The organism is Sphingomonas sp. JC676 (assembly GCF_014489075.1).
Classification (GTDB): domain Bacteria; phylum Pseudomonadota; class Alphaproteobacteria; order Sphingomonadales; family Sphingomonadaceae; genus Sphingomonas.
In genome coordinates this window covers 785,925-807,418 of the sequence record NZ_JACTGR010000002.1, presented here as the reverse complement: position 1 = coordinate 807,418, position 21,494 = coordinate 785,925, and the positions used below count along the sequence as shown (strand labels likewise).

The window sequence follows — 21,494 nt, the reverse complement described above, 5'->3', positions numbered from 1 at the left end:
TTAGAAACGCTTGCTGATGCTGCCGTACCAGTAGCGGCCATAGGGGACGTAGAGCGACCCCAGATAACCGTCCGACACCACCGGCGGCTGGGTGTCGAATATGTTGCGCGCGCCGATGCGGAAGCGCGTGTCCTTGAGCCAACCGTCCTTGAAGCGATATTGCGCGTAGAGGTTGACCGTGGCCTGACCGTCCACGGGATACGGATCGCCGTTCGCATCGAGGAAGTTGGTGTCGTAGACGGTCCCGACATAATTGACGAAGCCGCCGATCTGGACCGGGCCGCTGCTCCAGGTGAGCGAGCCGGTGAGGCGCCATTTGGGCTTGCCGCGCTGCTCGATCAGGTCGCTCGCGTCGGTGAGCGGCGTGGCGGCGTTGATCTGCCCGGCCGCGCGCGCGTCGAACAGCGCCTGCACCGCCGGTGGCGTGTCGCGGCTGAACTTGGTCAGGCGCGCGGCGTTGAGCGCCAGGTCGAACCTGCCGATGCCGGTGCGGACATTGTAGAGCAGCGCCAGGTCGAGGCCCTGCACCGTCTGTGGCAGCAGGTTGGTGAATTGGTCGTTGATCTGGGTGACCGCGCCGGCGGCGGGAAGGCCGGTGCCGGCGAAGATCGGCGTATCGTCGGCGGTGGGCGCGGCGCGGACGACGTTCGGGTTGCTCGATCCCTGCAGGCGCAGGAGATAGTCGAGCACCAGCGCGTTCTGCGGCCCGAACTGGCCGACAATGCCGACCTGCTTGATCGACCAGAAATCGGCGGTGAGCGTCAGGTGGCCGGCTTTGCCGTTGATGAACTTGGGTTCAAGCACGACGCCCGCGGTCCAGTTGGTGCTGTCCTCCGGCTTCAGATCGGGATTGCCCGAGACGAAGATCGAATAGCTGATGCCGCGGCCGCACGCGCCGAAATTGGCGATGCGATTGGCGCGCAGATCGGCCTCGCAGCGATAATAATCGGTGTTCGAGCCGAGGCGCGAGTACTGGACGGTCTTGGTCTGTTCTAGGTTCGGCGCGCGGAAGCCCTTCGAATAGGAACCGCGCAGACGGATGCCGTCGATCAGATCCCAGGCGCCGGCGATCTTGGGTTTGAAGACGCTGCCGAAGTCGCTGTAATGCTCGTAGCGGGCGGCGAGCTGGAGATCGATGCGGCGGATCAGCGGAATGTCCATCTCCGGCGAGATCACCGGCACGGCGAGCTCGCCGAATGCAGAGAAGACCGTGCGCTTGCCCTTGGTGCTCGGCGTCGGGCTGACGGCAGCGGTATTCGACAGATTGGTCTCGCCGGTCACCGCATCGACAAAGGTGTTCGTGCCGTTGACGTTGGGATCGCGAACGTCCTGCTGCGTCTCGCGACGCCCTTCGACGCCAAATGCGATGCCGAGATGGCCGCCGGGAAGCTGGAGCAGATCGGGCCGCGACAGCTTGAAATCGGCCAGCGCCAGCGTGGTCTTCGAGCGGCGCTTCAGGTCGAAGCTGATCGCGTCGATCGCCGTCTGAGACGAGGGCTGGCAATCGCCGAGGCTGGGCGTCGCCGCGCAGCCGCCGCTGAACGGGTTATAGGCATCGGGCGTCGACAGCGCGAGGCTCGCCTGGAGCTTGGTCATATCGATCGCATTCGACGTGTCGGTCGCCTGCGCTTCCGAATAGAGGATCGCGGTGTCGAAATCGAAGGTGCCGAGGCGGCCCTTGGCACCGCCCAGGAAGCGCGTCTGCCAGTTTTCGGTATCCACCGTCTGCATGCCCGCATCGACGAAGCGATAGGTGGTGAGACGCACCGGCAGGCCGGCGGCTGGCACGTTGGTGAGGCCCGGGACGCGGTTCGGATTGGGCTGGCCGTTGGGCAGCGTGGCCGCGCCGAACGGGTTCCAGTAATTGGAGGCCGGAATGACGATCGCGTTGAGGTTGATCGTCGGCGGCTGGATGCGCGTGGTGTTGGCGCGGTAATAGCCTAGCTCGGTATAGAGCGTGACGCTGTCCGACACGTCGTAATGCGCGGTCAGGAAGCTGTTGTAGCGGTCGATCGACGGCGTGACCGAGGTGCCGGGCCGCGTGTCGAAGCGCTCGGAGCGCAGCGTCGTCGCGGTCGCGCGGGTGCCACTGCCCAGGCAGGTATCGGCGTTGACCGTAATGAGGCAGCCCGGATTGGCGCTCGATTGCGTGTGGAACGCGCCGGCCGACGAGGTGAGTGCGCGGTTGCCCGGCGACATGCGGATCGTGCCCGGCCCGCCGACCACAGCCAGGTTCGCCCAGGGCGACTGGGTGGCGCGGCCGTCGGCGGTGAGGTTGCCGGCGAAATCGGGATTGTTCGCGAAGAAATCGAGCAGATTGTCGCTCGCGGTATAGGGCTCATCCTCGGCGAGCTGCGCGGTGCGGTGCGTGTAGTCGAGATACAGCGACACGTTGCCGCGCCCACCGGCGAAATCGGTGCCGACCATCCCGGTCGCCTCGAACTCGCGACGATGCGTGCCCTCGGCACCCCCATAGCGCAGGTCGATCGTGCCGCCGTTGAAGTTCGACTTGGTGACGGTGTTGACCACGCCCGCCACCGCGTCCGCGCCGTAGATGGCAGCGGCGCCGTCGCGCAGGATCTCCAGCCGCTCAATGCCGGCGACCGGGAGCGCGTTCGAGTTATAGCCGAGCACCGGCACGTTGCCGTCGCCGGCCTGGCTGGTCGGATGCTGGACGAGACGGCGGCCGTTCAGGAGCACCAGCGTGTTGCCGACGCCCAGATTGCGCAGGTTGATCGAATTGACGTCGCCGCGCGCGGCGTTGCTCGTTTGCGGGTTATTGGATTCGTTGAAGGTGATGTCGCCCGCCTGCGGGATCGAACGGATCAGATCGTCGCCCGAGGAGGCGCCGGTCGCGTCGATCTGGGTGGAATCGATCACGGTGACGGGAAGCGCGGTGTTCACCTTGGCGCCGCGGATCTGCGAGCCGACCACGACGATGTCCTGCTCCGGCTTGGAGGCGGGGCCGTCGGTATCAGCCTGCGCCTCGGCGGCTTCCGGCGCGGGCGGCGGCGTTTCCTGCGCATGCGCGCAGGTCGCCCAGCCGATAACGGCGATGGCGGTGGTGGCGGCTAGCGCCGGATGGATCAGACCCCTCATATTCTCTCTCCCTGTAGGCCCATCGTAGCGTGGGCATCGTCTTCGTTGATGGCGTCATCGTTCGCCCCGGGGTGCGCGAGCACCTGCGCCAGCTGGGCGCGGTCGAGCTTGTTCTCCCACCGCGCGACCACGATCGCGGCGACGGCGTTGCCGATGAAATTGGTGAGGCTGCGGCACTCGCTCATGAAGCGGTCGACGCCGAGGATCAGCGCCATGCCGGCGACCGGCACCGAGGGCACGATCGACAGCGTTGCGGCGAGCGTGATGAAGCCCGCGCCGGTGACGCCCGCGGCGCCCTTTGAGCTGAGCATCGCCACGCCGAGCAAGGCAAACTGCTCGCCCCAGCTCAGATGGATGCCGCAGGCCTGGGCGATGAACAAAGCCGCCAGCGTCATGTAGATGTTGGTGCCGTCGAGGTTGAACGAATAGCCGGTCGGCACGACCAGCCCGACCACGCCCTTGTCGCAGCCGGCGCGCTCGAGCTTGGCGATCAGGCTGGGCAAAGCGGCTTCGGACGAAGAGGTGCCGAGCACCAGCAGCAGCTCGGCCTTCAGATAGTTGAGCAACCGCAGGATCGAGAAGCCGTGCAGCCTGGCGATGATGCCCAGCACGATCAGTACGAACAGCAAAGAGGTGAGGTAGAAGGTTGCGACCAGCCCGCCCAGGCTCACCAGGCTGCCCGCGCCATACTTCCCGACGGTGAAGGCGATCGCGCCGAACGCGCCGACCGGCGCGGCGCGCATCAGGATGCCGACCAGGCGGAACACGACGAGCATCAGGCGCTCGGCAAAATCGAGCACCGGCCGCGCGGGCTCGCCAATCAGGCTCAATGCGATGCCGAAGAGGATCGCGACGAACAAGGTCTGGAGAATCGAGCCGTCGGTGAGCGCGGAGACCATCGTCGTGGGGATGATCGCCATCAGGAAGCCGGTGATCGTCGTCTCATGCGCCTGGTGGGCATAGTCGGCGACCGCGTTGGCGTTGAGCGTCGCGGGATCGACGTTCATCCCCGCACCCGGCTGGACGATATTGGCGACCGCGAGACCCACGAGCAGCGCCAACGTCGAGACCGCGAGGAAATAGCCGAACGCCTTGGCCGCCACGCGGCCGACCGCGGCGAGCTCGCGCATGCCGGCGATGCCGGTGACCACGGTGAGGAAGATCACCGGGGCGATGACCATCTTGACCAGCTTGATGAAGCCGTCGCCGAGCGGCTTCAGCGCTTCGCCCCAGGCGGGATAGAAATGCCCGAGCAGCGCGCCGCAGAGAATCGCGAACAGCACCTGCGCATAGAGATGCGCATAAATCGGCGTGCGGGTCCCGGTGGGCGCAGCGGTATTGACGATCGGGTGGGCCATTCATCCTCTCGACGGCGTGGGGTTACGCCAAGCCTCTTGTGCCGAGGCCTTGTTGGTGCACCCTAATGGGCAAGAACCCTCCCGCCAGAGGCTAGCCGTTTCGTACTAACACTATGGAATACAACAATTATCCATTTTTTCTCCTCACGACGGCTTGCATATATGTGCGGATTTTCGCACGAGTTGCGCCTATGATGTGCGAAGATCCACACAGATGAAATCGATCCGCCGTCCGCTGCTGGCCACGCTTGCGATCGTGCTGATCGCGGTGGCGCTGATCGCCTGGGCGGGCGATCGATGGGCGCGCTCCCGCGCCAATGCCGCGGCGGACATGGCGGCGGCGCAGGCGGCGCGCACGCATTCGGCGCTGCTCAACAGCGAGCTCCAGAAGTTCCGCCTGCTGCCCTTGGTGCTGATCGAATATCCCGACGTCTCCGCGGCGCTGGAGGGCGACACGGGCGCACGGGCGGCGCTCAACCGCACGCTCGAACTGCTCGCCGCGCGCACCGATGCTGCCGACATCTATGTGATCGGCCCCGACGGCGTGACCGTGGCGGCAAGCAACTGGCAGAAGCCGGCGAGTTTCGTCGGGCAGAATTACGGCTTCCGCCCCTATTTCCGCGACGCGATGGCCGGCGGCTCGGCCGAGCTCTTCGCGCTCGGCACGGTCAGCCGCCGCCCCGGCCTGTATCTTGCGCGGCGAGTCGACCGCGGAGCGCGCCATCTCGGCGTGGTGGTGGTCAAGGTCGAGTTCGATTCGGTCGAATCGGCATGGGGCCGGACCACCGGCGCAAGCTTCGTCGCCGATGCCAATGGCGTGATCCTGGTGACCAGTCTGCCCGAGTGGCGCTTCCACACGATCGGCGGCGTCGATCCCGCCGTGCTCGCCACAGCCCGGCGCACGCTCCAATATGGCGGCACTGCGCCCATGCCTGCGCCGATCCGGCTCACGCCGTCCGCCCCATCGGCGGAAATGAGCGGCACGCGCGAGCGCTTCCGTGTCGCGACCGAGGCTGCTCCGATCGCTGGCGGACGGCTCTACCATATCGCCCCGCTCGACGTGCCGCTGGCCGCGGCGCGGACCCAGGCGCTCCTGATGGGGCTGGGCGCGCTGGTCGTGCTGGGCGGGATCGCGGTGCTGGTCTTTCGTTCGGGCGAGAAGCAGCGGCTGCAACGCGAGGCGCGCGAGGCGCTGGAGCGCGAAGTCGAGCGCCGCACCGCCGAGCTGCGCGACGCCAATGCCCAGCTGATCGTCGAATCCAACGAGCGCGCCGAGGCGGACCGGCGCTACCGAGAGGCGCGCGAGGAGCTGGCTCAGGCCAGCCGGCTCGGCACGTTGGGCCAGGTGACCGCAGGCGTGGCGCACGAGATCAACCAGCCCGTCGCGGCGATCCGCACCTTTGCCGAGAGTGGCGCGACGCTGATCGAGCGGGGTGCGGGTGAGACGGCGCGCCAGAATTTCGCCCGGATCGTCGAGCTGGCAGACCGGATCGGGCGGATCACCGCGGAGCTGCGCGGCTTCGCGCGCAAACGCACGCGCACCGGCGGCAACGCCACCGTCGCCTCGGTGCTCGACGGGGTGATGATGCTGATGGGCGAGCGCGCTCGCGGCGGAGTCACCATCGGCGTGCCTGACTATGTCAGCCGCCTCGCACTGAGGGGCGATCGGGTGCGGATCGAGCAGATCCTGGTCAACCTGCTCCAGAATGCGCTGGATGCGATCGCGGACCAGCCCGGCGGCGAGGTCTTTGTCGATGCCAGCGCGCTGGACGATATCGTGGAGCTGAGCGTCGAGGATACCGGGCCGGGCATCGACACCTCGATCGGCGATACGCTGTTCACGCCCTTCACCACCTCGAAGCCGGGCGGGCTGGGTCTCGGCCTCGCCATCGCCCGGGACATCGCGCGCGAGTTCGGAGGGGATCTTCGGCACGTACCGCTGGCGGGCGGCACCCGCTTCACGCTGACGCTGCCCGCCGCATGATCGCCGCCTCCTCCAATCGCGTGCTGTTCGTCGAGGACGACGAGATGCTGCGCACCGCCACCGTCCAGGCGCTGCTGCTCGCGGGATTCGACGTGACCGCCTTTGCCGATGCCGAAGCCGCGTTGGCAGCGATCGACCGGGACTTTGACGGCGTCGTCGTCTCTGACATCCGCATGCCCCGCATCGACGGGCTCGACCTGCTCGCTCGACTGCGCACACTCGATACCGATCTCTCGGTGATCCTGGTGACCGGCCATGGCGACGTGCCGATGGCGGTGAAGGCGCTGCAGGACGGTGCCGCCGATTTCCTGACCAAGCCCTTTGCTGCGGACCATCTCGCCGCAAGCATCCGCCGCGCGCTCGAACGACGCAGCCTCGTACTCGAGAACCGGCGGCTGCACGCCGCGGTCGCCACGTTGGAGAATGAAGACGGGCTGATCGGCGAGAGCCCGCCGATGATCATGCTGCGCGAGACGATCCGCCGCATCGCCGCCGCCGATGTCGACGTGCTGGTCGAGGGCGAGACCGGCACGGGCAAGGAGTTGGTCGCACGGCTGATCCACCGCGAGGGGCCACGGCGCGGGCGCCCCTTCATCGCGATCAATTGCGGCGCGCTGTCCGAGGCGACCGCCGAGATCGAGCTGTTCGGCCATGCTGCCGACAGCGTGCCCCAGACCCGACTCTCGCGTACCGGCCAGATCGCCGCGTCCGACGGCGGCACATTGCTGCTCGACGAGGTGGATTCGATGCCGCTCGGGCTACAGGCGAAGCTGCTGCGCGTGTTGGAGGAGCGCGAAGTCCAGCCGATCGGCGCCGAGCGCCCCATTCCACTCAATCTCCATGTGATCGCGACGACGAAGAGCGACCTTGGCGCCGCCAGCGAGCAAGGTGGCTTCCGTCCCGATCTCTATTACCGGCTGGCGACGCTCAGGTTGAGGGTGCCACCGGTACGCGAACGCGGCGACGATCGCCTGTCGCTGTTTGCTGCGTTCCTCGCCGAGGCGAGCGAGGCTTTGGGCCGTGAGCAGATCACGCTGGATGGCGCGATCCATGCCCGGCTCCACCATTATGACTGGCCGGGCAATGTCCGCGAGCTGCGCAACTTCGCGTTCGAAGCGATGCTGGGCAGCAATGGCGCGACACCGGTCAAACCGGAGATCCAGGGATCGCTGGGGGAGCAGGTCGGCGCTTTCGAAGCGGCGCTGATCCGCGACGCGCTGGTACGACACAAGGGCAATGTGCAAAGCACGATTCGCGAGCTCGGCCTGCCGCGCAAGACCTTCTACGACAAGATCGCCCGATACGGGATCCGCGCGGCGAGCTTTCGGGAGGCCCGTTCAGGAGCTGTGATGCCGCTCGACTGACCTTGCAGCTGAAGTCAGTTAGTTCCTCTGATTTCCTACCTACGCACCTGTAAGCGGCCGGGGTCGCAAACGGCCACTTGGCATTTTTTTTGGCTGAACTTCCCCTAGACGGGCTCGTGGCGTGGCTCGACTACGTCGCCCAACTTATGCCCCGGTTTTCATCACCTACATCGCCAGGGCGGCGTCGCTCGCGAGCTTGTCGGCGCGTTCGTTGTCGGGGTGGCCGGCATGGCCCTTCACCCAGACCCATTCGACGCGGTGCGGCTTGGCGGCGGCGAGCAGCTCCTGCCAGAGATCGGCGTTCTTGACCGGCTTCTTGTCCGAGGTGCGCCAGCCATTCTTGAGCCAGCCATGGATCCACTTGGTGAGGCCGTCCATCACATAGCGGCTGTCGGTGGAGAGGGTGACGCGGCAGGGGCGCTTGAGGGCGTTGAGCCCCTGGATCGCGGCCATCAGCTCCATGCGGTTGTTGGTAGTGTGCGCCTCGCCGCCAGACAGTTCCTTCTCGGTGCCGCCCATGCGCAGCACCACGCCCCAGCCGCCACGGCCGGGATTGCCCTTGCACGCGCCGTCGGTGGCGATCTCGACATGTTGCAGTTCGGTCATGCGAAGAGGAATGCCCCGTGTTCGGCGTAGAAATCGAGGCGGCGCAGATAGGCGAGCGGATCTTTCCGGGTCACCAGCGCATCGGCCGGCGTGTTGAGCCAGTCCCAGGCGCGGGTGAGGAAGAAACGCAAAGCCGCGCCCTCGGCGAGGATGGGGAGCGCGGCGCGCTCCTCGGGCGAGAGGCCGAAACTCATATAGCCTTCGAGCAATGCCTGGCCGACTTCGGCGTCATGGTTGCGGCCGGCGCCGTCGAACGCCCAGGCGCCGTGCATCACCGCAAGGTCGTAGGCGCGGACCTCGGTGCAGGCGAAATAGAAGTCGATCAGCCCGGTGACGCGGTCGCCGAGCATCAGGACATTGTCGGGGAAGAGATCGGCATGGATCGCGGCGCGGGGGAGGGTGCGCGGCCAATCCGCCAACACTTTGTCCAGAGCCTTGTCCACATGATCGTACAGGCCCGGCTCGATCGCATCCATCGCGCGGCCGCAGCGCTCGAACAGCGGGCGCCAGGCGTCGGGGCCGAGCGCATTGGGGCGGTCGAGCGTGAAATCGGCAAGGCTGGCGTGCATGCGCCCCATCGCCTCCGCCGCGGCGCGGGCCTGGGCGGGTGTGGGGTGGGTGACCGAGACGCCCGGGAGGAATTCGATCAAGCAGGCGGGGCGGCCCTCGAGTTCGTGGATCAGGCGACCGTCCTGGTCGGGGATCGCCGGCGGGACCGGATTGCCGCGCTTCGCCAGATGTTCGAGCAGCGCCATGAAATAGGGCAGGTCGTCCGCCGAGACGCGCTTTTCGTAGAGCGTCAGGATGAAGCGGGCCAGGCTGGTGTCGACGAGATAGTTGGAGTTCTCGACCCCCTCGGCGATGCCCTTGGCCGAGACCAGTTCGCCGACGTTGAAGCGCGCGAGGAACGCGCTCAGCGCCTCCGCCGAGACTTGCGTGTAGACGGCCATCTCAGGCGGCTTCGAGGCCGCGGGGCAGCTTGAAGGCGATGTTTTCCGCCACCGTCTCGACCTGACGCTCGGTCACGTCGAACCGTGTCGCGATGCGATCGACCACTTCGCGGACGAGCAGCTCGGGAGCAGAGGCGCCGGCGGTGATGCCGACGGTTCGCACATTGTCGAACCAGGCGAAATCGATCTCGTCGGCGCGCTGGATCAGCGTCGCGCGGGTCTGGTTGCGCACTGCCACTTCGACGAGGCGCATCGAATTGGACGATTTGGGCGAGCCGATCACGAGGACGAGATCGCAGGTCTGGGCGATCGCCTTGACCGCCGCCTGGCGGTTCGAAGTCGCGTAGCAGATATCGTCGGCGCCTGGGGCGAGGATCGCCGGGAAGCGGCGCTTGAGCACGCCGAGCACCGCGGCAGTATCGTCGACCGACAGAGTCGTCTGGGTGAGGAAGGCGAGGTTTTTGGGATCGGGAACCGTCACCGCCTCGGCATCCTCGACCGTCTCGACCAAGGTCATGTCGCCTTCGGGCACCTGGCCGAAGGTGCCGATCACCTCGGGATGGCCGGCATGGCCGACGAACAATATGTGGCGGCCGGCGGCGACGAGGCGCTCGGCCTGACGATGGACCTTGGAGACCAAAGGGCAGGTGGCGTCGAGATAGGAGAGGCCGCGCTCGGCCGCCTTGTGCGGCACTGCCTTGGGCACGCCATGCGCGGAGAAGACCACGGGTACCCCGTCGGGCACCTGGTCGAGCTCCTCGACGAAGACCGCGCCCTTGGCCTTGAGGCTGTCGACCACGAACTTGTTGTGGACGATCTCGTGGCGGACATAGACCGGCGCGCCGAATTTCTCGATCGCCAGCTCGACGATGCGGATCGCGCGATCGACGCCCGCGCAGAAGCCGCGCGGTGCGGCGATCAGGAGTTCGAGGGGGGGCTTTTGCGGCTCGGCCATGGGGCTGAGCCTCTACGCGATTGCTTGCGCGTGCGAAAGGCGGTTCCTATGCTACGCCCCGTTCCGGGGGCGCCAGACGCGTTCGGCCTGCTGTTCGCTTTGAAAGGTTGCCCTTTTGTCCTTCGCCAAGATTGCCGTCCCCGCCATGATCCTGCTGGCTGCCGGCGGATGTTCCCGAACCGGCGATATCGACTCCAGCGGCGGGGGCGCGGGCATCACCGCGGTGCGCTCAGCCTGTCCGCGCGTCGGCGTGCCGGCCGCCACCGGCGACGTGACCCTGTTCGATCCGGCCAACAGCCGCGAGGCGCAGGCGATCGACGTGGTGGCGAACATCACCAACATGGTCTCCACCTGCGACGACGCGGGCGAGCAGGTGGTAACCAACGTGACCTTCGACGTCTTCGCGCGCCGCCGCGACGCGGGCCCGGCGCGCGACGTCACCTTGCCCTATTTCATCGCGGTGGTGCGCGGCGGATCCTCGGTCACGGCCAAGCGCATCAGCCATGTGACCCTGCATTTCGACGCCGGCCAGATCCGCGCCAGCACCACGGGCCAGGCAAGCAGCTCCGTGTCGCGTGCCGCGGCGACGCTGCCCGATGAGGTCCGCAAACGGCTCAACCGCAAGCGCAAGGCCGGCGAAGAGGCGGCGGCGATGGACCCGCTCGCCGATCCCGCGATCCGCACGGCGGTGGCCTCGGCGTCGTTCGAGGCACTGGTGGGCTTTCAGCTGACCGAGGACCAGCTCAAGTACAACGCGACGCGCTAAGGGCGTTGACTCGAATCGAGGGCACAGCCAAGGCTGTGCCCGTCGATGCCGGGTGACCGGGATAGGCGCGCGCGGGAGAGTGTTGACCCTCGGGTCATCCGCCGAAGGAGCAACCGCCCCGGAATCTCTCAGGCACAAGGGACCGCGCGAGCCACGACACTCTGGAAAGCGAGCGTGCTTCGAGCGCGTTCCACCGAAGGTGTAACCCCGGGATTCGACCCGGGGGAAAGCTCTCAGGTACCGTGACAGAGGGGGCGATGGATCACAGGGCGCAAGCGGCGCCTGCGGTCCGTCGAATCCTCAAAAGTCGTGGAGTGCCCGCATGAGCCAAGACGTCCAGAGCCAGGAACTGCGCGGCGATCCCGATGGCGGCGACGGCACCCCCGAAATCCTGACGCTGCCGCTCGACGCGTGGCACCGTGCGCGCGGCGGCCGGATGGTGCCGTTCGCGGGCTATGAGATGCCCGTCCAGTATGAAGGCATCATGGCCGAGCATCTGTGGACGCGCGAACATGCCGGACTGTTCGACGTCAGCCATATGGGCCAATTGCTCTTTTCGGGCGAGAACGTGGACGCCGGGCTCGAGACGCTGCTGCCCGGCGACATCAAGGGGCTCGGCGAGGGGCGGATGCGCTATTCGCTGCTGCTCGCCGACAATGGCGGCATCCATGACGATTTGATGGTCTCGCGCCTGCCGGCAGACAATGCCTTCGAGATCGAGGCCGGCGCGCTCTACATGGTCGTCAACGGCGCGACCAAATGGGACGATCTGGGCGTGCTGCGCGAAGGGCTGGCCGACGAGGTCGTCATCAACCATCTCGACGAGCAGGCGCTGCTGGCGCTGCAGGGGCCCGAGGCGGTGACCGCGCTGGAGCGCGTCGTGCCGGGCGTGTCGAAGCTGGTGTTCATGACCTGCGCCGCGTTCGAATGGCAGGGCAATCCGCTGTGGATCAGCCGCTCGGGCTACACCGGCGAGGACGGGTTCGAGATCTCGCTGCCGGGCGACGTGGCGGAAGCGTTCGCCGATGCGCTCTGCGCCGAGCCCGAAGTGAAGCCGATCGGTCTGGGCGCACGCGATTCGTTGCGGCTCGAGGCGGGGCTGCCGCTTTATGGCCATGACCTGGACCTGGAGACGACGCCGGTCGCCGCCGATCTGGGCTTCGCGCTGTCGAAGCGCCGGCGCGAGGAAGGCGGCTTTCCGGGTTACGAACGCATCATGATGGAGCGCGGGCAGGGCGCGATCCTCAAGCGCGTCGGGCTGATCGTCGAGGGCCGCCAGCCGGTGCGCGAGGGCGCGATGGTGGTGGATGCGGACGGCAACGAGGTCGGCAAGGTGACCTCGGGCGGGTTTGCGCCGAGCGTCCAGAAGCCGATCGCCATGGCCTATGTGCCGGTCGCCAGCGCCGCGCCCGGCACCAAGATCACGCTCGCCCAACGCGGCAAGATCCATAGCGCGGAGGTCGTCGCCATGCCCTTCGTGCCGCACAATTACGTCAGAAAGGGAGCCTGACCATGAGCCGCTACTACACCGAAGATCATGAATGGGTTGAAGTCGATGGCGACATCGGCACCGTCGGCATCAGCGAATATGCCCAGGGCCAGCTCGGCGACATCGTGTTCGTCGAGGTGCCCGACGAGGGCAAGGAAGTCGGCAAGGGTGACGATGTCGCGGTGGTCGAGAGCGTCAAGGCCGCTTCGGACGTCTATTCGCCGGTCTCGGGCACGGTGATCGAGGGCAATAGTGATCTCTCCGACAATCCCGCATTGGTGAACGAGGATCCCGAGGGCGAGGGCTGGTTCTTCAAGCTGACGCTGAGCGATCCGAGCGAGCTGGAGGGCCTGATGGACGAGGCCAAGTACGCGGCGTTCGTCAGCAAGCTTTAACTATTCCCTCCCGCTTGCGGGAGGGGTTAGGGGAGGGCGTATCCGCGGGTGGATCGCTCTCCCATGACAGACCCTCCCCCGACCCCTCCCGCAAGCGGGAGGGGAGAAAGAAACTAGATGCGCTACCTTCCCCTTACCCAGACCGACCGCCAGGCGATGCTCGGCGTGATCGGCGCTGCCTCGATCGACGATCTGTTCGTCGATGTGCCCGCTTCCGCACAGCTGGATGGCCCGATCCACGGCCTGCCGCTGCACGCGAGCGAGATGGCGGTCGAGCGCCATATGACGGTACTGGCGGCAAAGAATCTGGCGGCGGGGAGCGCGCCCTTCTTCCTCGGGTGCGGGGCATACAAGCATCATGTGCCGGCGAGCGTCGATCATCTGATCCAGCGCGGCGAGTTTCTGACCGCCTATACGCCGTATCAGCCCGAGATCGCGCAGGGCACGTTGCAGATGATGTTCGAGTTCCAGTCACAGGTCGCGCGGCTGCTCGGCTGCGACGTGGCGAATGCGTCGATGTACGACGGATCGACCGCGTGCTGGGAAGCGATCGTGATGGCGCGGCGCGTGACGCGGCGCGGCAAGGCGATCCTCTCGGGCGGCCTGCATCCGCATTATGTCTCGGTCGCCAATACGATGGCGAAGTTCACCGGCGACGTGCTCGACACGCGCGTGCCCACGCTGTCGGCCAAGCCCGACACCGACGAGCTGATCGCGCTGATCGACGACGATACCTCGTGCGTGGTCGTGCAGTACCCCGACATTCTCGGGCGGATCGGCGATCTCTCCAAGCTCGCCGAGGCGGCGCACGCCAAGAAGGCGCTGCTGGTCGCGGTGGTCACCGAGCCGGTGGCGCTGGGGGCGATCCGCTCGCCCGGCGAGATGGGCGCGGACATCGTTGTGGGCGAGGGCCAGTCGATCGGCGTTGGCCTGCAGTTCGGCGGACCCTATGTCGGCCTGTTCGCCTGTTCCGAGAAATTGGTGCGGCAGATGCCGGGGCGTCTGTGCGGCGAGACCCAAGATGCCGAGGGCAAGCGCGGCTATGTGCTGACGCTCAGCACCCGCGAGCAGCATATCCGCCGTGAAAAGGCGACGTCGAACATCTGCACCAGTTCGGTGCTGTGCGCTTTGGCCTGGTCGATCCACATGACCCTGCTCGGCGAGAAGGGGCTGCGCGAACTCGCGCACGTCAACCATATGGGCGCGAGCGCGGCAGCGGACCGGCTGGCCAAGGTGAAGGGCGTCGAGCTGATCACCGACAGCTTCTTCAACGAGTTTACCCTGAAGCTGTCGAAGGAAGCGCGGCCGGTGGTTCGCACGCTGGCCGAGAAGGGCATCCTGGCGGGCGTGTCGCTCGGGCGGCTCTATCCGGATGCGGCGGAGCTTCAGAACGGGCTGGTCGTCGCGGTGACCGAAACCACCACCGCGGAGGATGTCGAGACCTTCGCCTCCGCACTCGAGGAGGTGCTGGCATGAGCACGATCAACCAGAGCGGCTGGCGCCCCACCGCGCCCGAGGCCGGCGAGAGCAGCACCGCGACCTTCACCGGCAACCGCGCGCTGATGCTCGAAGAGCCTTTGATCTTCGAGATCGGATCCTCCGACACCACCGGTGTCGACTTCGCCGAGGCGCCCAAGGCGGCGTCGCGGCTGGGCGGGCTGGAGCGCGGCAAGGCGATCGGCCTGCCGGGTCTCTCCGAGCCGGAGACCGTGCGCCACTATACGCGCCTGAGCCGCCAGAATTACGCGATCGACCTGGGGCTGTTCCCGCTGGGCAGCTGCACGATGAAGCATAATCCGCGGCTCAACGAGCGGATGGCGCGGCTTCCCGGTTTCGCTGATCTCCACCCGCTGGCTCCGGTCGATACGGTGCAGGGCGCGCTCGAGGTGATCGACCAGCTCGCGCACTGGCTGGTGACGCTGACCGGCATGCACGCCGTGGCGATGAGCCCCAAGGCGGGTGCGCATGGCGAGCTGTGCGGCGTGCTGGCGATCCGCGCGGCGCTGGAGGCCAAGGGCGAGGGACACCGCAAGATCCTGCTCGTGCCGATCAGCGCACACGGCACCAATCCGGCGACGGCGGCCTTCGCCAACTTCACCGTCGAGGACATTCCCGCGACCGAGGACGGCCGGGTCAACCTGGAAGCGCTCAAGGCACGGCTGGGGCCGGACATCGCCGGCGTGATGATCACCAATCCGAACACCTGCGGCCTGTTCGAGCGCGACATGAAGGCGATCTCGGACGCGGTGCATGCCGTGGGTGGATATGTCTATTGCGACGGCGCCAACTTCAACGCGATCGTCGGCCGGGTGCGCCCGGGCGATCTCGGCATCGATGCGATGCACATCAACCTGCACAAGACCTTCTCCACCCCGCATGGCGGCGGCGGCCCGGGCTCGGGGCCGGTGGTGCTGTCGGAAGCGCTGGCGCCCTATGCGCCTTTGCCGTTCGTCGAGAAGACCGAAGACGGTTATCGCCTGGTCGAGGAAGAGACCGCGGGCGAGCATCATGCCGGCAGCTTCGGCCGCATGGTCGCCTTCCAGGGCCAGATGGGCATGTTCACGCGCGCGCTGACCTATATCCTGTCGCACGGGGCCGATGGCTTGCGTCAGGTCGCCGAGGATTCGGTGCTCAACGCCAATTACATCCTACGCTCGATGGAGGATGTGCTCGACGCGCCCTTCGCCAATTCGGGGCCTTGCATGCACGAGGCGATCTTCTCGGACGACGGGCTGCCCGAGGGCTTCTCGACGATCGACATCGCCAAGGGGCTGATCGACGAGGGCTATCACCCGATGACGATGTATTTCCCGCTCGTCGTCCACGGCGCGATGCTGGTCGAGCCGACCGAGACCGAGAGCAAGGCGGCGCTCGACCAGTTCATCGGCGCGTTCCGGAGCGTGGCGGCGCGCGCGAAGAACGGCGACCCGACGATCAAGACCGCACCGCACTTCGCGCCGCGGCGGCGGCTCGACGAGACGCTGGCGGCGCGCAAGCCGGTGCTGGCGTGGAAGGAGCCGGTGGCGGAAGCGGCGGAGTGAGATAAGCCCCTCCTCTTCAGAGGAGGGGTTGGGGTGGAGGAGTCTTGGAAGCGAGTCTCGGTGAGACACCGCCCCACCCCCAAACCCCTCCCCTGAAGGGGAGGGGTCTTAGAAAATCAGATCCAGCGCCGCACGTCTTCCTTATAGGCGCGGTAGCGGTCGCCGAAGCGGGTCTGCATGTCGGTCTCTTCGGGCTCGATCACTTCGTTCTGGAGGACGAAGAACAAGGGAGCGATCAGCAGCAGGGTGATCATGCTGTCGGCGAAGATCGCGGCGCCGAGATAGATGATGCCCATGCCGAGGATCATCGGGTTGCGGCTGCGGCCATAAACGCCATCGGCGATCAGGTCCGGAGCGCCGCGCCAGGGATCGACGCCCGCGTCACGGAACAGCCGCACCGCCGAGAAGAGCAGGCCCGCGCCGAGCAGCATTCCGGCGATGCCGATCGTCCGCTCGAAGCTGCCGCTGAGCGGTAGATCGGGGTGGCCGAGGATGCCGCTGAGGATCATGCCGCCGATGAAGGTGCCGATAAAGGCCACTGGGGGGCTTATCTCCCGACGCGTGGCTTCGCGATTCGTATCCATGACGTCCCTCCACGGGACGTGATGGACCCGAAGCGTGCGCGCCGCAACGGTTCGGGCTTGTGATTTGCGCGACGGTTTCCGAAAGACGCGCGCATGAATCATCCGAACCCGCAGGCGAACTGGATAAGCTTCGCCATCAGCGCCGTCATCATCCTGGTCGTGCTCGCGCTGCGCATGCGGCGGATGTCGCGCGAACGGCCGCTCAAGATCGAGCAGATGTGGATCATCCCAGTGCTCTATCTGGGCATTGCTGGCTTCATGTTCTGGCGCTTTCCGCCGGCGGGGCTGATGTGGATCGCGGTGCTGGTGGGGCTGGGCATCGGCGCGGCCCTGGGCTGGCAGCGCGGCCGGATGATGCGGATCAGCGTGAACCCTGAGACGCACGAGGTTTCGCAAAAGGCGTCGCCCGCGGCGATGCTGTTCATCCTGGGGCTGATCGTGATCCGGATGGGTGTGCGCGAGGCAGCGGCGATGGGCGGCCCGGGCCTGCACATCGATCTGGCTTCGGTGACCGACGTGTTGATCGCGTTCGCGCTGGGCCTGCTCGCGACCCAGCGGATCGAGATGTACCTGCGCGCCAAGCGGCTGCTCGAGGAAGCGCGGGCAGTGGCGTGAGTGCACGGCGCCACGCGCCGGCGACGGAGCGCAACCGGGAACCGATCGCGGCGGTGCTGGCCGAGGAACTGCCGGCGCAGGGACATGTGCTCGAAGTGGCGAGCGGGACGGGCGAGCATTGCGCCTGGTTCGCCGAGCGCTTCGCGGCGCTCATCTGGCAGCCGACCGATCCGGATCTCGAGGCGCTCGCGTCGATCACGGCATGGACGGCGGACCTGCCCAATGTGCTGCCGCCGATCGGGCTCGATGCCGCCGCTGCGGACTGGCCCGTCGATCGCGCCGACGCGATCCTGTGCGTCAACATGGTCCATATCAGCCCGTGGGAAGCGACGCTGGGCCTGATGGCGGGCGCGGGGCGACTGCTGGCGCCGGGCGCGCCGCTGATACTGTATGGGCCCTATCGTCAGCGTCACGTGCCAACGGCGCCTTCGAACGAGCAGTTCGAATTGTGGCTGAAGGAGAAGAGCCCGGATTTCGGGCTGCGCTATCTGGAGGACGTTGCTTCGGTGGCCGAGGCGCAGGGACTGGTGCTGGAGCGGACCGCCGAGATGCCCGCCAACAACCTCATGCCGGTGTTTCGGCGGCGGTGACCGGGCTGACGCTGCGGCGCAGGCGCTGCTCGCGATAGACGATGTAGAGGCCGCTCGCGATGATGATCGGTGCGCCCATCCAGGTGTAGGGCGTCGGCAAAACGCCGAACAGCAGCCAGCCATAGAGCGTTGCCCAGACCAGCCCCGAATAGTCCATCGGCACCACCGCCGAGACGGGCGCGAAGCGGACGGCGCCGGTGAGCGCCAGCTGGCCGACTCCGCCGACCAGTCCGATCGCCACCAGGATCGCCCAGGTGAGCGGATCGTGCGCCTTGAGCTGAAAGGCGTAGACGGCGCCGAGCGGCAGCACCGAGAGCGTCGAGAACCAGAAGACCGTCGTGCCGGCGCTCTCGGTCTTGCCGATCTGGCGGAGCAGGATCGCGACGATCGCGACGAACAAGGCGGCGAGCAGGCCCACCACGGCGCCGTAAAGCGGGAAATGGCCGCCGCCCGGTTGCGCGACGACGAGGACGCCGAGGAATCCGACGATCACCGCGCCCCAGCGGTGCCAGCCGGTCGGTTCCTTGAGCACCAGCGCGCCCAGGATCGTCGCGAAGATCGGCACGGTGAACTGCAGGGTTGTCGCCTCGGCGAGCGGAAGCAGCAGCACCGAGCCGAAGGTGAAGACCATGCCGGTCAGTCCCACGGCGGTGCGCGAGAGATGCGCGCCGAAACGTCGGGTGCGGATCGACCCGAGGCCCGGCCCGGCGGCGATCCAGGCGGTCACCAGCGGCACCGCCCAGAGCTGGCGGTGAAACATCGTTTCGACCAGCCCCGCGCCGCGCGTCTCGGCCAGCTTGATCAGCGCCGACATGGTCGAGAGGCAGGCGATCGCGAACAGGCGGAGCGCCAGGCCGGTAAGGACGCGATCGGTGTGCGATTGGGACACGAGCGCGGGTTAGGTGGCGCGGGCGCGGGGGGCAAGGCCGTTTCAGTCCGCTCGCGCACTAACCACCCTCCTGAGGCGCACCCAAGTGAGGAGCAACGGCCTGAGGATCGGCGAGGTGCCGTTGGGCGTCTCAATATCGATGTTCCGGCGCTTGAATTGCCAATAGATCACCACGCTCATGATTGCCGCGTAGAAGCACCAGACCGAAGCAAAGGCGTATTCCTTGATGATTTCCGCGATCGTCAGCGCGATGACGTTGAGCACGCCATAGGCCCTGACGACCCGATGGGTCGACAGCAGCAACGCGCCGCAGGTGGCGAGAATATACAAATAGGATATCCAGATATTGCCCGTCATCGGGTTACGATAGGCAATCGAATTCTGTTCGATGAAGCACCGACTGGGCAAGAAGATCAGCCCGGAGACATCCCATGCAAACACCAGAGCGCCGACGGCGGTGAGCGCGAGGATGGCGCCGCGGCGCCAGCCGGGCGGCTCCATCAGCGCGACCGCGGCCGGCAGCAGCAGCGGCAGGATTCCCTGCGCATAGAGCATGAACAGGAAGGCGACATGGTCAAGCGCGAGCTTGCCGATATGTCCGTTGAGGCCGAGCCAGACCCATCCTTCGGTAAACTGATGCACCGCGAACAGCATCGGCACGGAGGCGAACAGAAGCGCACGCGGCTCGCGCACATGGCGGAGCGTCGCAATCCCGATCGACCCGATCACGCCGGCGGCGATAAAGCTGGAAGTGGCCGAAAAGCACATGCGGTTCTCTCCGGCCGAAGTGGCGAGAATCGGTGTGCAGTGATTCCTGGCACATAGCCAGCAGGCGACGATGCAAAACAGCCTGTAGCGGATTAATCCAAGAGCCGCGCTACCACCCCTGCCAGCGACTCCTGCCAGCGCGGGGCGCGATACCCGAAGGTTTCGGAGAAGCGGGTGCAATCGAGCCGCGAATTGGCGGGGCGCCGGGCCGGGGTCGGATAATCGGTGGAGGGGATGCCGGTGACCGCGGCGCTCGGTCCGCCATGGCCGGCGCTTTCGGCGAAGATCTCGCGGGCGAAGCCGGCCCAGTCGGTCTCGCCGGAGCCGGCGAAGTGATAGATGCCGCTGCTCGCGCCGTCCCGCCAGGCGTCGGCGACCTTGAGGATCGCGGTGGCGATGTCGAGCGCCGAGCTGGGGCAGCCGCGCTGATCGTCGACGACGTTGAGCGCGTCGCGCGTCTCGGCGAGGCGGAGCATCGTCCGGACGAAATTGCTGCCGAACGGGCTGTAGACCCAGGCGAGCCGCAGGATCGCATGCGTGGCGCCGGAAGCCTGCACCGCCTGTTCGCCGGCGAGCTTGGTCGCGCCATAGGCGTTGATCGGGCCGACGGGATCGTCCTCGCGCCAGGGGCGATCGAGGCTGCCGTCGAAGACATAGTCCGTCGAGAGATGAATGATCGGCGCGCCGATCCTGGCGCCCGCGCGGGCGAGCACGCCGGGGGCCGTGCCGTTGATCGCCAGAGCGAGATCGGTCTCGCTCTCGGCCTTGTCGACCGCGGTATAGGCGGCGGCGGAAACGATCAGATCGGGATGGACCTGCGCCACCGTCGCCTCGATCGTCTCCGGCAAGGCGAGATCGAGATCGGGGCGCGAGACAAAGACCAGCTCATGACTGCCGGGCTGTTCGGCCAGGCTCCGCGCGACCTGGCCCTCGCTGCCGGTGACGAGGATGCGCATCAGGCGGCGCCCAGCCGCTCGCCTGCATATTTGCCCGAGCGGATCGGCTCCCACCACCAGCCATTGTCGAGATACCAGTCGACCGTCCTGGCGATGCCACTCTCGAAATCCTCCTCGGCCTTCCAGCCGAGCTCGGTCTCCAGCTTGGTCGCCTCGATCGCATAGCGGCGATCATGGCCGGGGCGATCGCTGACGAAGGTGATGAGCTCGCGGCGCTTCCGGCCATCCTCGAGCGGAATCCGCGCGTCGAGGATGTCGCAGATCGTTTCGACCACCTGCAGGTTGGTCCGCTCGTTCCGGCCGCCGACATTGTAGCTCTCGCCGATTACGCCCTTGGTGGCGATCGTCGCCAGCGCGCGGGCGTGATCGTCGACATAGAGCCAGTCGCGGACATTTTCGCCCTTGCCATAGACGGGCAGCTGCTTGCCCTCGAGCGCGTTGAGAATAGTCAGCGGGATCAGCTTTTCGGGGAAGTGGAACGGCCCGTAATTGTTCGAGCAGTTCGAGAGTACCACCGGCAGGCCATAGGTGTGGTTCCAGGCGCGGACGAGATGGTCGCTCGCCGCCTTGGACGCCGAATAGGGCGAGGAGGGGTTGTAGGGCGTCTCCTCGGTGAAGATGCCGCTGTCGAAGGGCAGGTCGCCGAACACCTCGTCGGTGGAGATGTGGTGGAAGCGGAAGGTGTCGCGCTTCTCGCCCTCGAGCGCGCGCCAATGCTCGAGCGCGGCCTGGAGCAGCTTGAAGGTGCCGACGACATTGGTCTCGATGAACTCGCCCGGGCCGTCGATCGACCGGTCGACATGGCTTTCGGCGGCCAGGTGCATGACCACATCGACCTGCTCGTCGCGGAGCAGGGGCAGGACCAGCGCGGTGTCAGCGATATCGCCCTGGACGAAGCGGTAATTGGGCGCGTTCTCGATCGAGGTGAGCGAGGCCGGATTGCCGGCATAGGTGAGCTTGTCGAGATTGATCACGCGCGCGCCCGAGCGGACGAGATGGCGCACCACCGCGGATCCGATGAAGCCGGCGCCGCCGGTGACGAGGAAGGTTTGCTGGGTCATTGCTCGCTCGGAAAGGAAAGTCCG

General features: G+C 66.8%; 19 protein-coding genes and 1 riboswitch. Of the genes, 9 read left to right on the top strand and 10 right to left on the bottom strand.

What is annotated here, in order from left to right; translation table 11 throughout:
* Both IAG41_RS10565 and IAG41_RS10560 read right to left on the bottom strand, forming a co-directional pair.
* The gene (locus tag IAG41_RS10565; protein WP_187728556.1) at positions 1-3,099 is read right to left on the bottom strand and encodes a TonB-dependent receptor domain-containing protein; all 3,099 of its coding nucleotides are present in this window, start codon (positions 3,097-3,099) and stop codon (positions 1-3) included.
* Complete coding sequence (locus IAG41_RS10560; protein WP_187728555.1) at positions 3,096-4,457, bottom strand: dicarboxylate/amino acid:cation symporter; 1,362 nt, start codon at positions 4,455-4,457, stop codon at positions 3,096-3,098. Before IAG41_RS10560 ends, IAG41_RS10565 begins: the two co-directional genes overlap by 4 nt.
* 214 nt (positions 4,458-4,671) lie before the next feature.
* Here IAG41_RS10560 and IAG41_RS10555 point away from each other — a divergent pair, with 214 nt between their 5' ends.
* Together IAG41_RS10555 and IAG41_RS10550 are read left to right on the top strand one after the other, a co-directional pair.
* Positions 4,672-6,441 carry an ATP-binding protein gene (locus IAG41_RS10555; RefSeq protein WP_187728554.1) on the top strand — a complete coding sequence of 590 codons (1,770 nt, stop codon included), beginning with the start codon at positions 4,672-4,674 and terminating at the stop codon, positions 6,439-6,441.
* The gene (locus IAG41_RS10550; protein ID WP_187728553.1) at positions 6,438-7,805 is read left to right on the top strand and encodes a sigma-54-dependent transcriptional regulator; all 1,368 of its coding nucleotides are present in this window, start codon (positions 6,438-6,440) and stop codon (positions 7,803-7,805) included. The genes IAG41_RS10555 and IAG41_RS10550 overlap by 4 nt, the downstream gene beginning before the upstream one ends.
* 165 nt (positions 7,806-7,970) lie before the next feature.
* Here the strand turns inward: IAG41_RS10550 and rnhA are convergent, their stop codons facing one another.
* The 3 genes from rnhA to ispH are packed head-to-tail and all read right to left on the bottom strand — an operon-like array spanning position 7,971 to position 10,316.
* Positions 7,971-8,411 (bottom strand): ribonuclease HI, encoded by a 441-nt coding sequence (gene rnhA / locus IAG41_RS10545; protein WP_187728552.1) that lies wholly within the window; start codon positions 8,409-8,411, stop codon positions 7,971-7,973.
* Positions 8,408-9,361, bottom strand: coding sequence for a homoserine kinase (thrB, locus tag IAG41_RS10540; protein WP_187728551.1), 954 nt, complete (start codon positions 9,359-9,361; stop codon positions 8,408-8,410). Before thrB ends, rnhA begins: the two co-directional genes overlap by 4 nt.
* A gap of 1 nt (position 9,362) precedes the next feature.
* Positions 9,363-10,316 (bottom strand): 4-hydroxy-3-methylbut-2-enyl diphosphate reductase, encoded by a 954-nt coding sequence (ispH, locus tag IAG41_RS10535; RefSeq protein WP_187728550.1) that lies wholly within the window; start codon positions 10,314-10,316, stop codon positions 9,363-9,365.
* Between the two features lie 145 nt (positions 10,317-10,461).
* Here ispH and IAG41_RS10530 point away from each other — a divergent pair, with 145 nt between their 5' ends.
* The 5 genes from IAG41_RS10530 (at position 10,462) to gcvPB (ending at position 16,007) form a co-directional block, all read left to right on the top strand.
* Positions 10,462-11,082 (top strand): hypothetical protein, encoded by a 621-nt coding sequence (locus IAG41_RS10530; protein WP_187728549.1) that lies wholly within the window; start codon positions 10,462-10,464, stop codon positions 11,080-11,082.
* Positions 11,083-11,144: 62 nt separating this feature from the next.
* A riboswitch (glycine riboswitch) is annotated at positions 11,145-11,237 on the top strand.
* 167 nt (positions 11,238-11,404) lie between these two features.
* Positions 11,405-12,592 carry a glycine cleavage system aminomethyltransferase GcvT gene (gene gcvT / locus IAG41_RS10525; RefSeq protein ID WP_187728548.1) on the top strand — a complete coding sequence of 396 codons (1,188 nt, stop codon included), beginning with the start codon at positions 11,405-11,407 and terminating at the stop codon, positions 12,590-12,592.
* A 2-nt stretch (positions 12,593-12,594) separates the two neighbouring features.
* Positions 12,595-12,966 carry a glycine cleavage system protein GcvH gene (gene gcvH, locus IAG41_RS10520; RefSeq protein WP_187728547.1) on the top strand — a complete coding sequence of 124 codons (372 nt, stop codon included), beginning with the start codon at positions 12,595-12,597 and terminating at the stop codon, positions 12,964-12,966.
* A 117-nt stretch (positions 12,967-13,083) separates the two neighbouring features.
* A complete protein-coding gene (gene gcvPA, locus IAG41_RS10515; protein WP_187728546.1) occupies positions 13,084-14,442 on the top strand; it encodes an aminomethyl-transferring glycine dehydrogenase subunit GcvPA in 1,359 nt (452 codons plus the stop codon).
* Positions 14,439-16,007 (top strand): aminomethyl-transferring glycine dehydrogenase subunit GcvPB, encoded by a 1,569-nt coding sequence (gcvPB, locus tag IAG41_RS10510; protein ID WP_187728545.1) that lies wholly within the window; start codon positions 14,439-14,441, stop codon positions 16,005-16,007. Before gcvPA ends, gcvPB begins: the two co-directional genes overlap by 4 nt.
* A gap of 116 nt (positions 16,008-16,123) precedes the next feature.
* On the opposite strand, the gene IAG41_RS10505 is transcribed toward gcvPB, so the two are convergent.
* Complete coding sequence (locus IAG41_RS10505) at positions 16,124-16,591, bottom strand: methyltransferase family protein (RefSeq protein ID WP_187728544.1); 468 nt, start codon at positions 16,589-16,591, stop codon at positions 16,124-16,126.
* Between the two features lie 93 nt (positions 16,592-16,684).
* Here IAG41_RS10505 and IAG41_RS10500 point away from each other — a divergent pair, with 93 nt between their 5' ends.
* Positions 16,685-17,206, top strand: coding sequence for a CcdC protein domain-containing protein (locus IAG41_RS10500; protein ID WP_187728543.1), 522 nt, complete (start codon positions 16,685-16,687; stop codon positions 17,204-17,206).
* Positions 17,203-17,796, top strand: coding sequence for a DUF938 domain-containing protein (locus IAG41_RS10495; protein ID WP_187728542.1), 594 nt, complete (start codon positions 17,203-17,205; stop codon positions 17,794-17,796). The genes IAG41_RS10500 and IAG41_RS10495 overlap by 4 nt, the downstream gene beginning before the upstream one ends.
* On the opposite strand, the gene IAG41_RS10490 is transcribed toward IAG41_RS10495, so the two are convergent.
* From IAG41_RS10490 to rfbB, 4 genes are read right to left on the bottom strand one after another with little or no spacing between them, the layout of a single operon-like run.
* Positions 17,771-18,685, bottom strand: a complete 915-nt coding sequence (locus IAG41_RS10490; RefSeq protein ID WP_187728541.1) for a DMT family transporter — start codon at positions 18,683-18,685, stop codon at positions 17,771-17,773. The two genes, IAG41_RS10495 and IAG41_RS10490, sit on opposite strands and share 26 nt — an antisense overlap.
* A 42-nt stretch (positions 18,686-18,727) precedes the next feature.
* Positions 18,728-19,633, bottom strand: coding sequence for a DUF6629 family protein (locus tag IAG41_RS10485; RefSeq protein WP_262408573.1), 906 nt, complete (start codon positions 19,631-19,633; stop codon positions 18,728-18,730).
* Positions 19,546-20,409: a dTDP-4-dehydrorhamnose reductase gene (rfbD, locus tag IAG41_RS10480; RefSeq protein WP_187728540.1), complete on the bottom strand. Its 864-nt coding sequence runs from the start codon at positions 20,407-20,409 to the stop codon at positions 19,546-19,548. The genes IAG41_RS10485 and rfbD overlap by 88 nt, the downstream gene beginning before the upstream one ends.
* Positions 20,409-21,470: a dTDP-glucose 4,6-dehydratase gene (gene rfbB, locus IAG41_RS10475; protein WP_187728539.1), complete on the bottom strand. Its 1,062-nt coding sequence runs from the start codon at positions 21,468-21,470 to the stop codon at positions 20,409-20,411. Before rfbB ends, rfbD begins: the two co-directional genes overlap by 1 nt.
* Positions 21,471-21,494: the final 24 nt, after the last annotated feature.

Bases quoted from the DNA above. Each gene is read 5' to 3' on its own strand.
- IAG41_RS10530 (WP_187728549.1), top strand. From the start codon at position 10,462: ATGATCCTGCTGGCTGCCGGCGGATGTTCCCGAACCGGCGATATCGAC.
- gcvPA (WP_187728546.1), top strand. From the start codon at position 13,084: ATGCGCTACCTTCCCCTTACCCAGACCGACCGCCAGGCGATGCTCGGC.
- thrB (WP_187728551.1), bottom strand. From the start codon at position 9,361: ATGGCCGTCTACACGCAAGTCTCGGCGGAGGCGCTGAGCGCGTTCCTC.
- IAG41_RS10505 (WP_187728544.1), bottom strand. From the start codon at position 16,591: ATGGATACGAATCGCGAAGCCACGCGTCGGGAGATAAGCCCCCCAGTG.
- gcvH (WP_187728547.1), top strand. From the start codon at position 12,595: ATGAGCCGCTACTACACCGAAGATCATGAATGGGTTGAAGTCGATGGC.
- rfbB (WP_187728539.1), bottom strand. From the start codon at position 21,470: ATGACCCAGCAAACCTTCCTCGTCACCGGCGGCGCCGGCTTCATCGGA.
- rfbD (WP_187728540.1), bottom strand. From the start codon at position 20,409: ATGCGCATCCTCGTCACCGGCAGCGAGGGCCAGGTCGCGCGGAGCCTG.
- IAG41_RS10565 (WP_187728556.1), bottom strand. From the start codon at position 3,099: ATGAGGGGTCTGATCCATCCGGCGCTAGCCGCCACCACCGCCATCGCC.
- ispH (WP_187728550.1), bottom strand. From the start codon at position 10,316: ATGGCCGAGCCGCAAAAGCCCCCCCTCGAACTCCTGATCGCCGCACCG.
- IAG41_RS10560 (WP_187728555.1), bottom strand. From the start codon at position 4,457: ATGGCCCACCCGATCGTCAATACCGCTGCGCCCACCGGGACCCGCACG.
- IAG41_RS10555 (WP_187728554.1), top strand. From the start codon at position 4,672: ATGAAATCGATCCGCCGTCCGCTGCTGGCCACGCTTGCGATCGTGCTG.
- rnhA (WP_187728552.1), bottom strand. From the start codon at position 8,411: ATGACCGAACTGCAACATGTCGAGATCGCCACCGACGGCGCGTGCAAG.
- IAG41_RS10500 (WP_187728543.1), top strand. From the start codon at position 16,685: ATGAATCATCCGAACCCGCAGGCGAACTGGATAAGCTTCGCCATCAGC.
- IAG41_RS10550 (WP_187728553.1), top strand. From the start codon at position 6,438: ATGATCGCCGCCTCCTCCAATCGCGTGCTGTTCGTCGAGGACGACGAG.
- gcvT (WP_187728548.1), top strand. From the start codon at position 11,405: ATGAGCCAAGACGTCCAGAGCCAGGAACTGCGCGGCGATCCCGATGGC.
- gcvPB (WP_187728545.1), top strand. From the start codon at position 14,439: ATGAGCACGATCAACCAGAGCGGCTGGCGCCCCACCGCGCCCGAGGCC.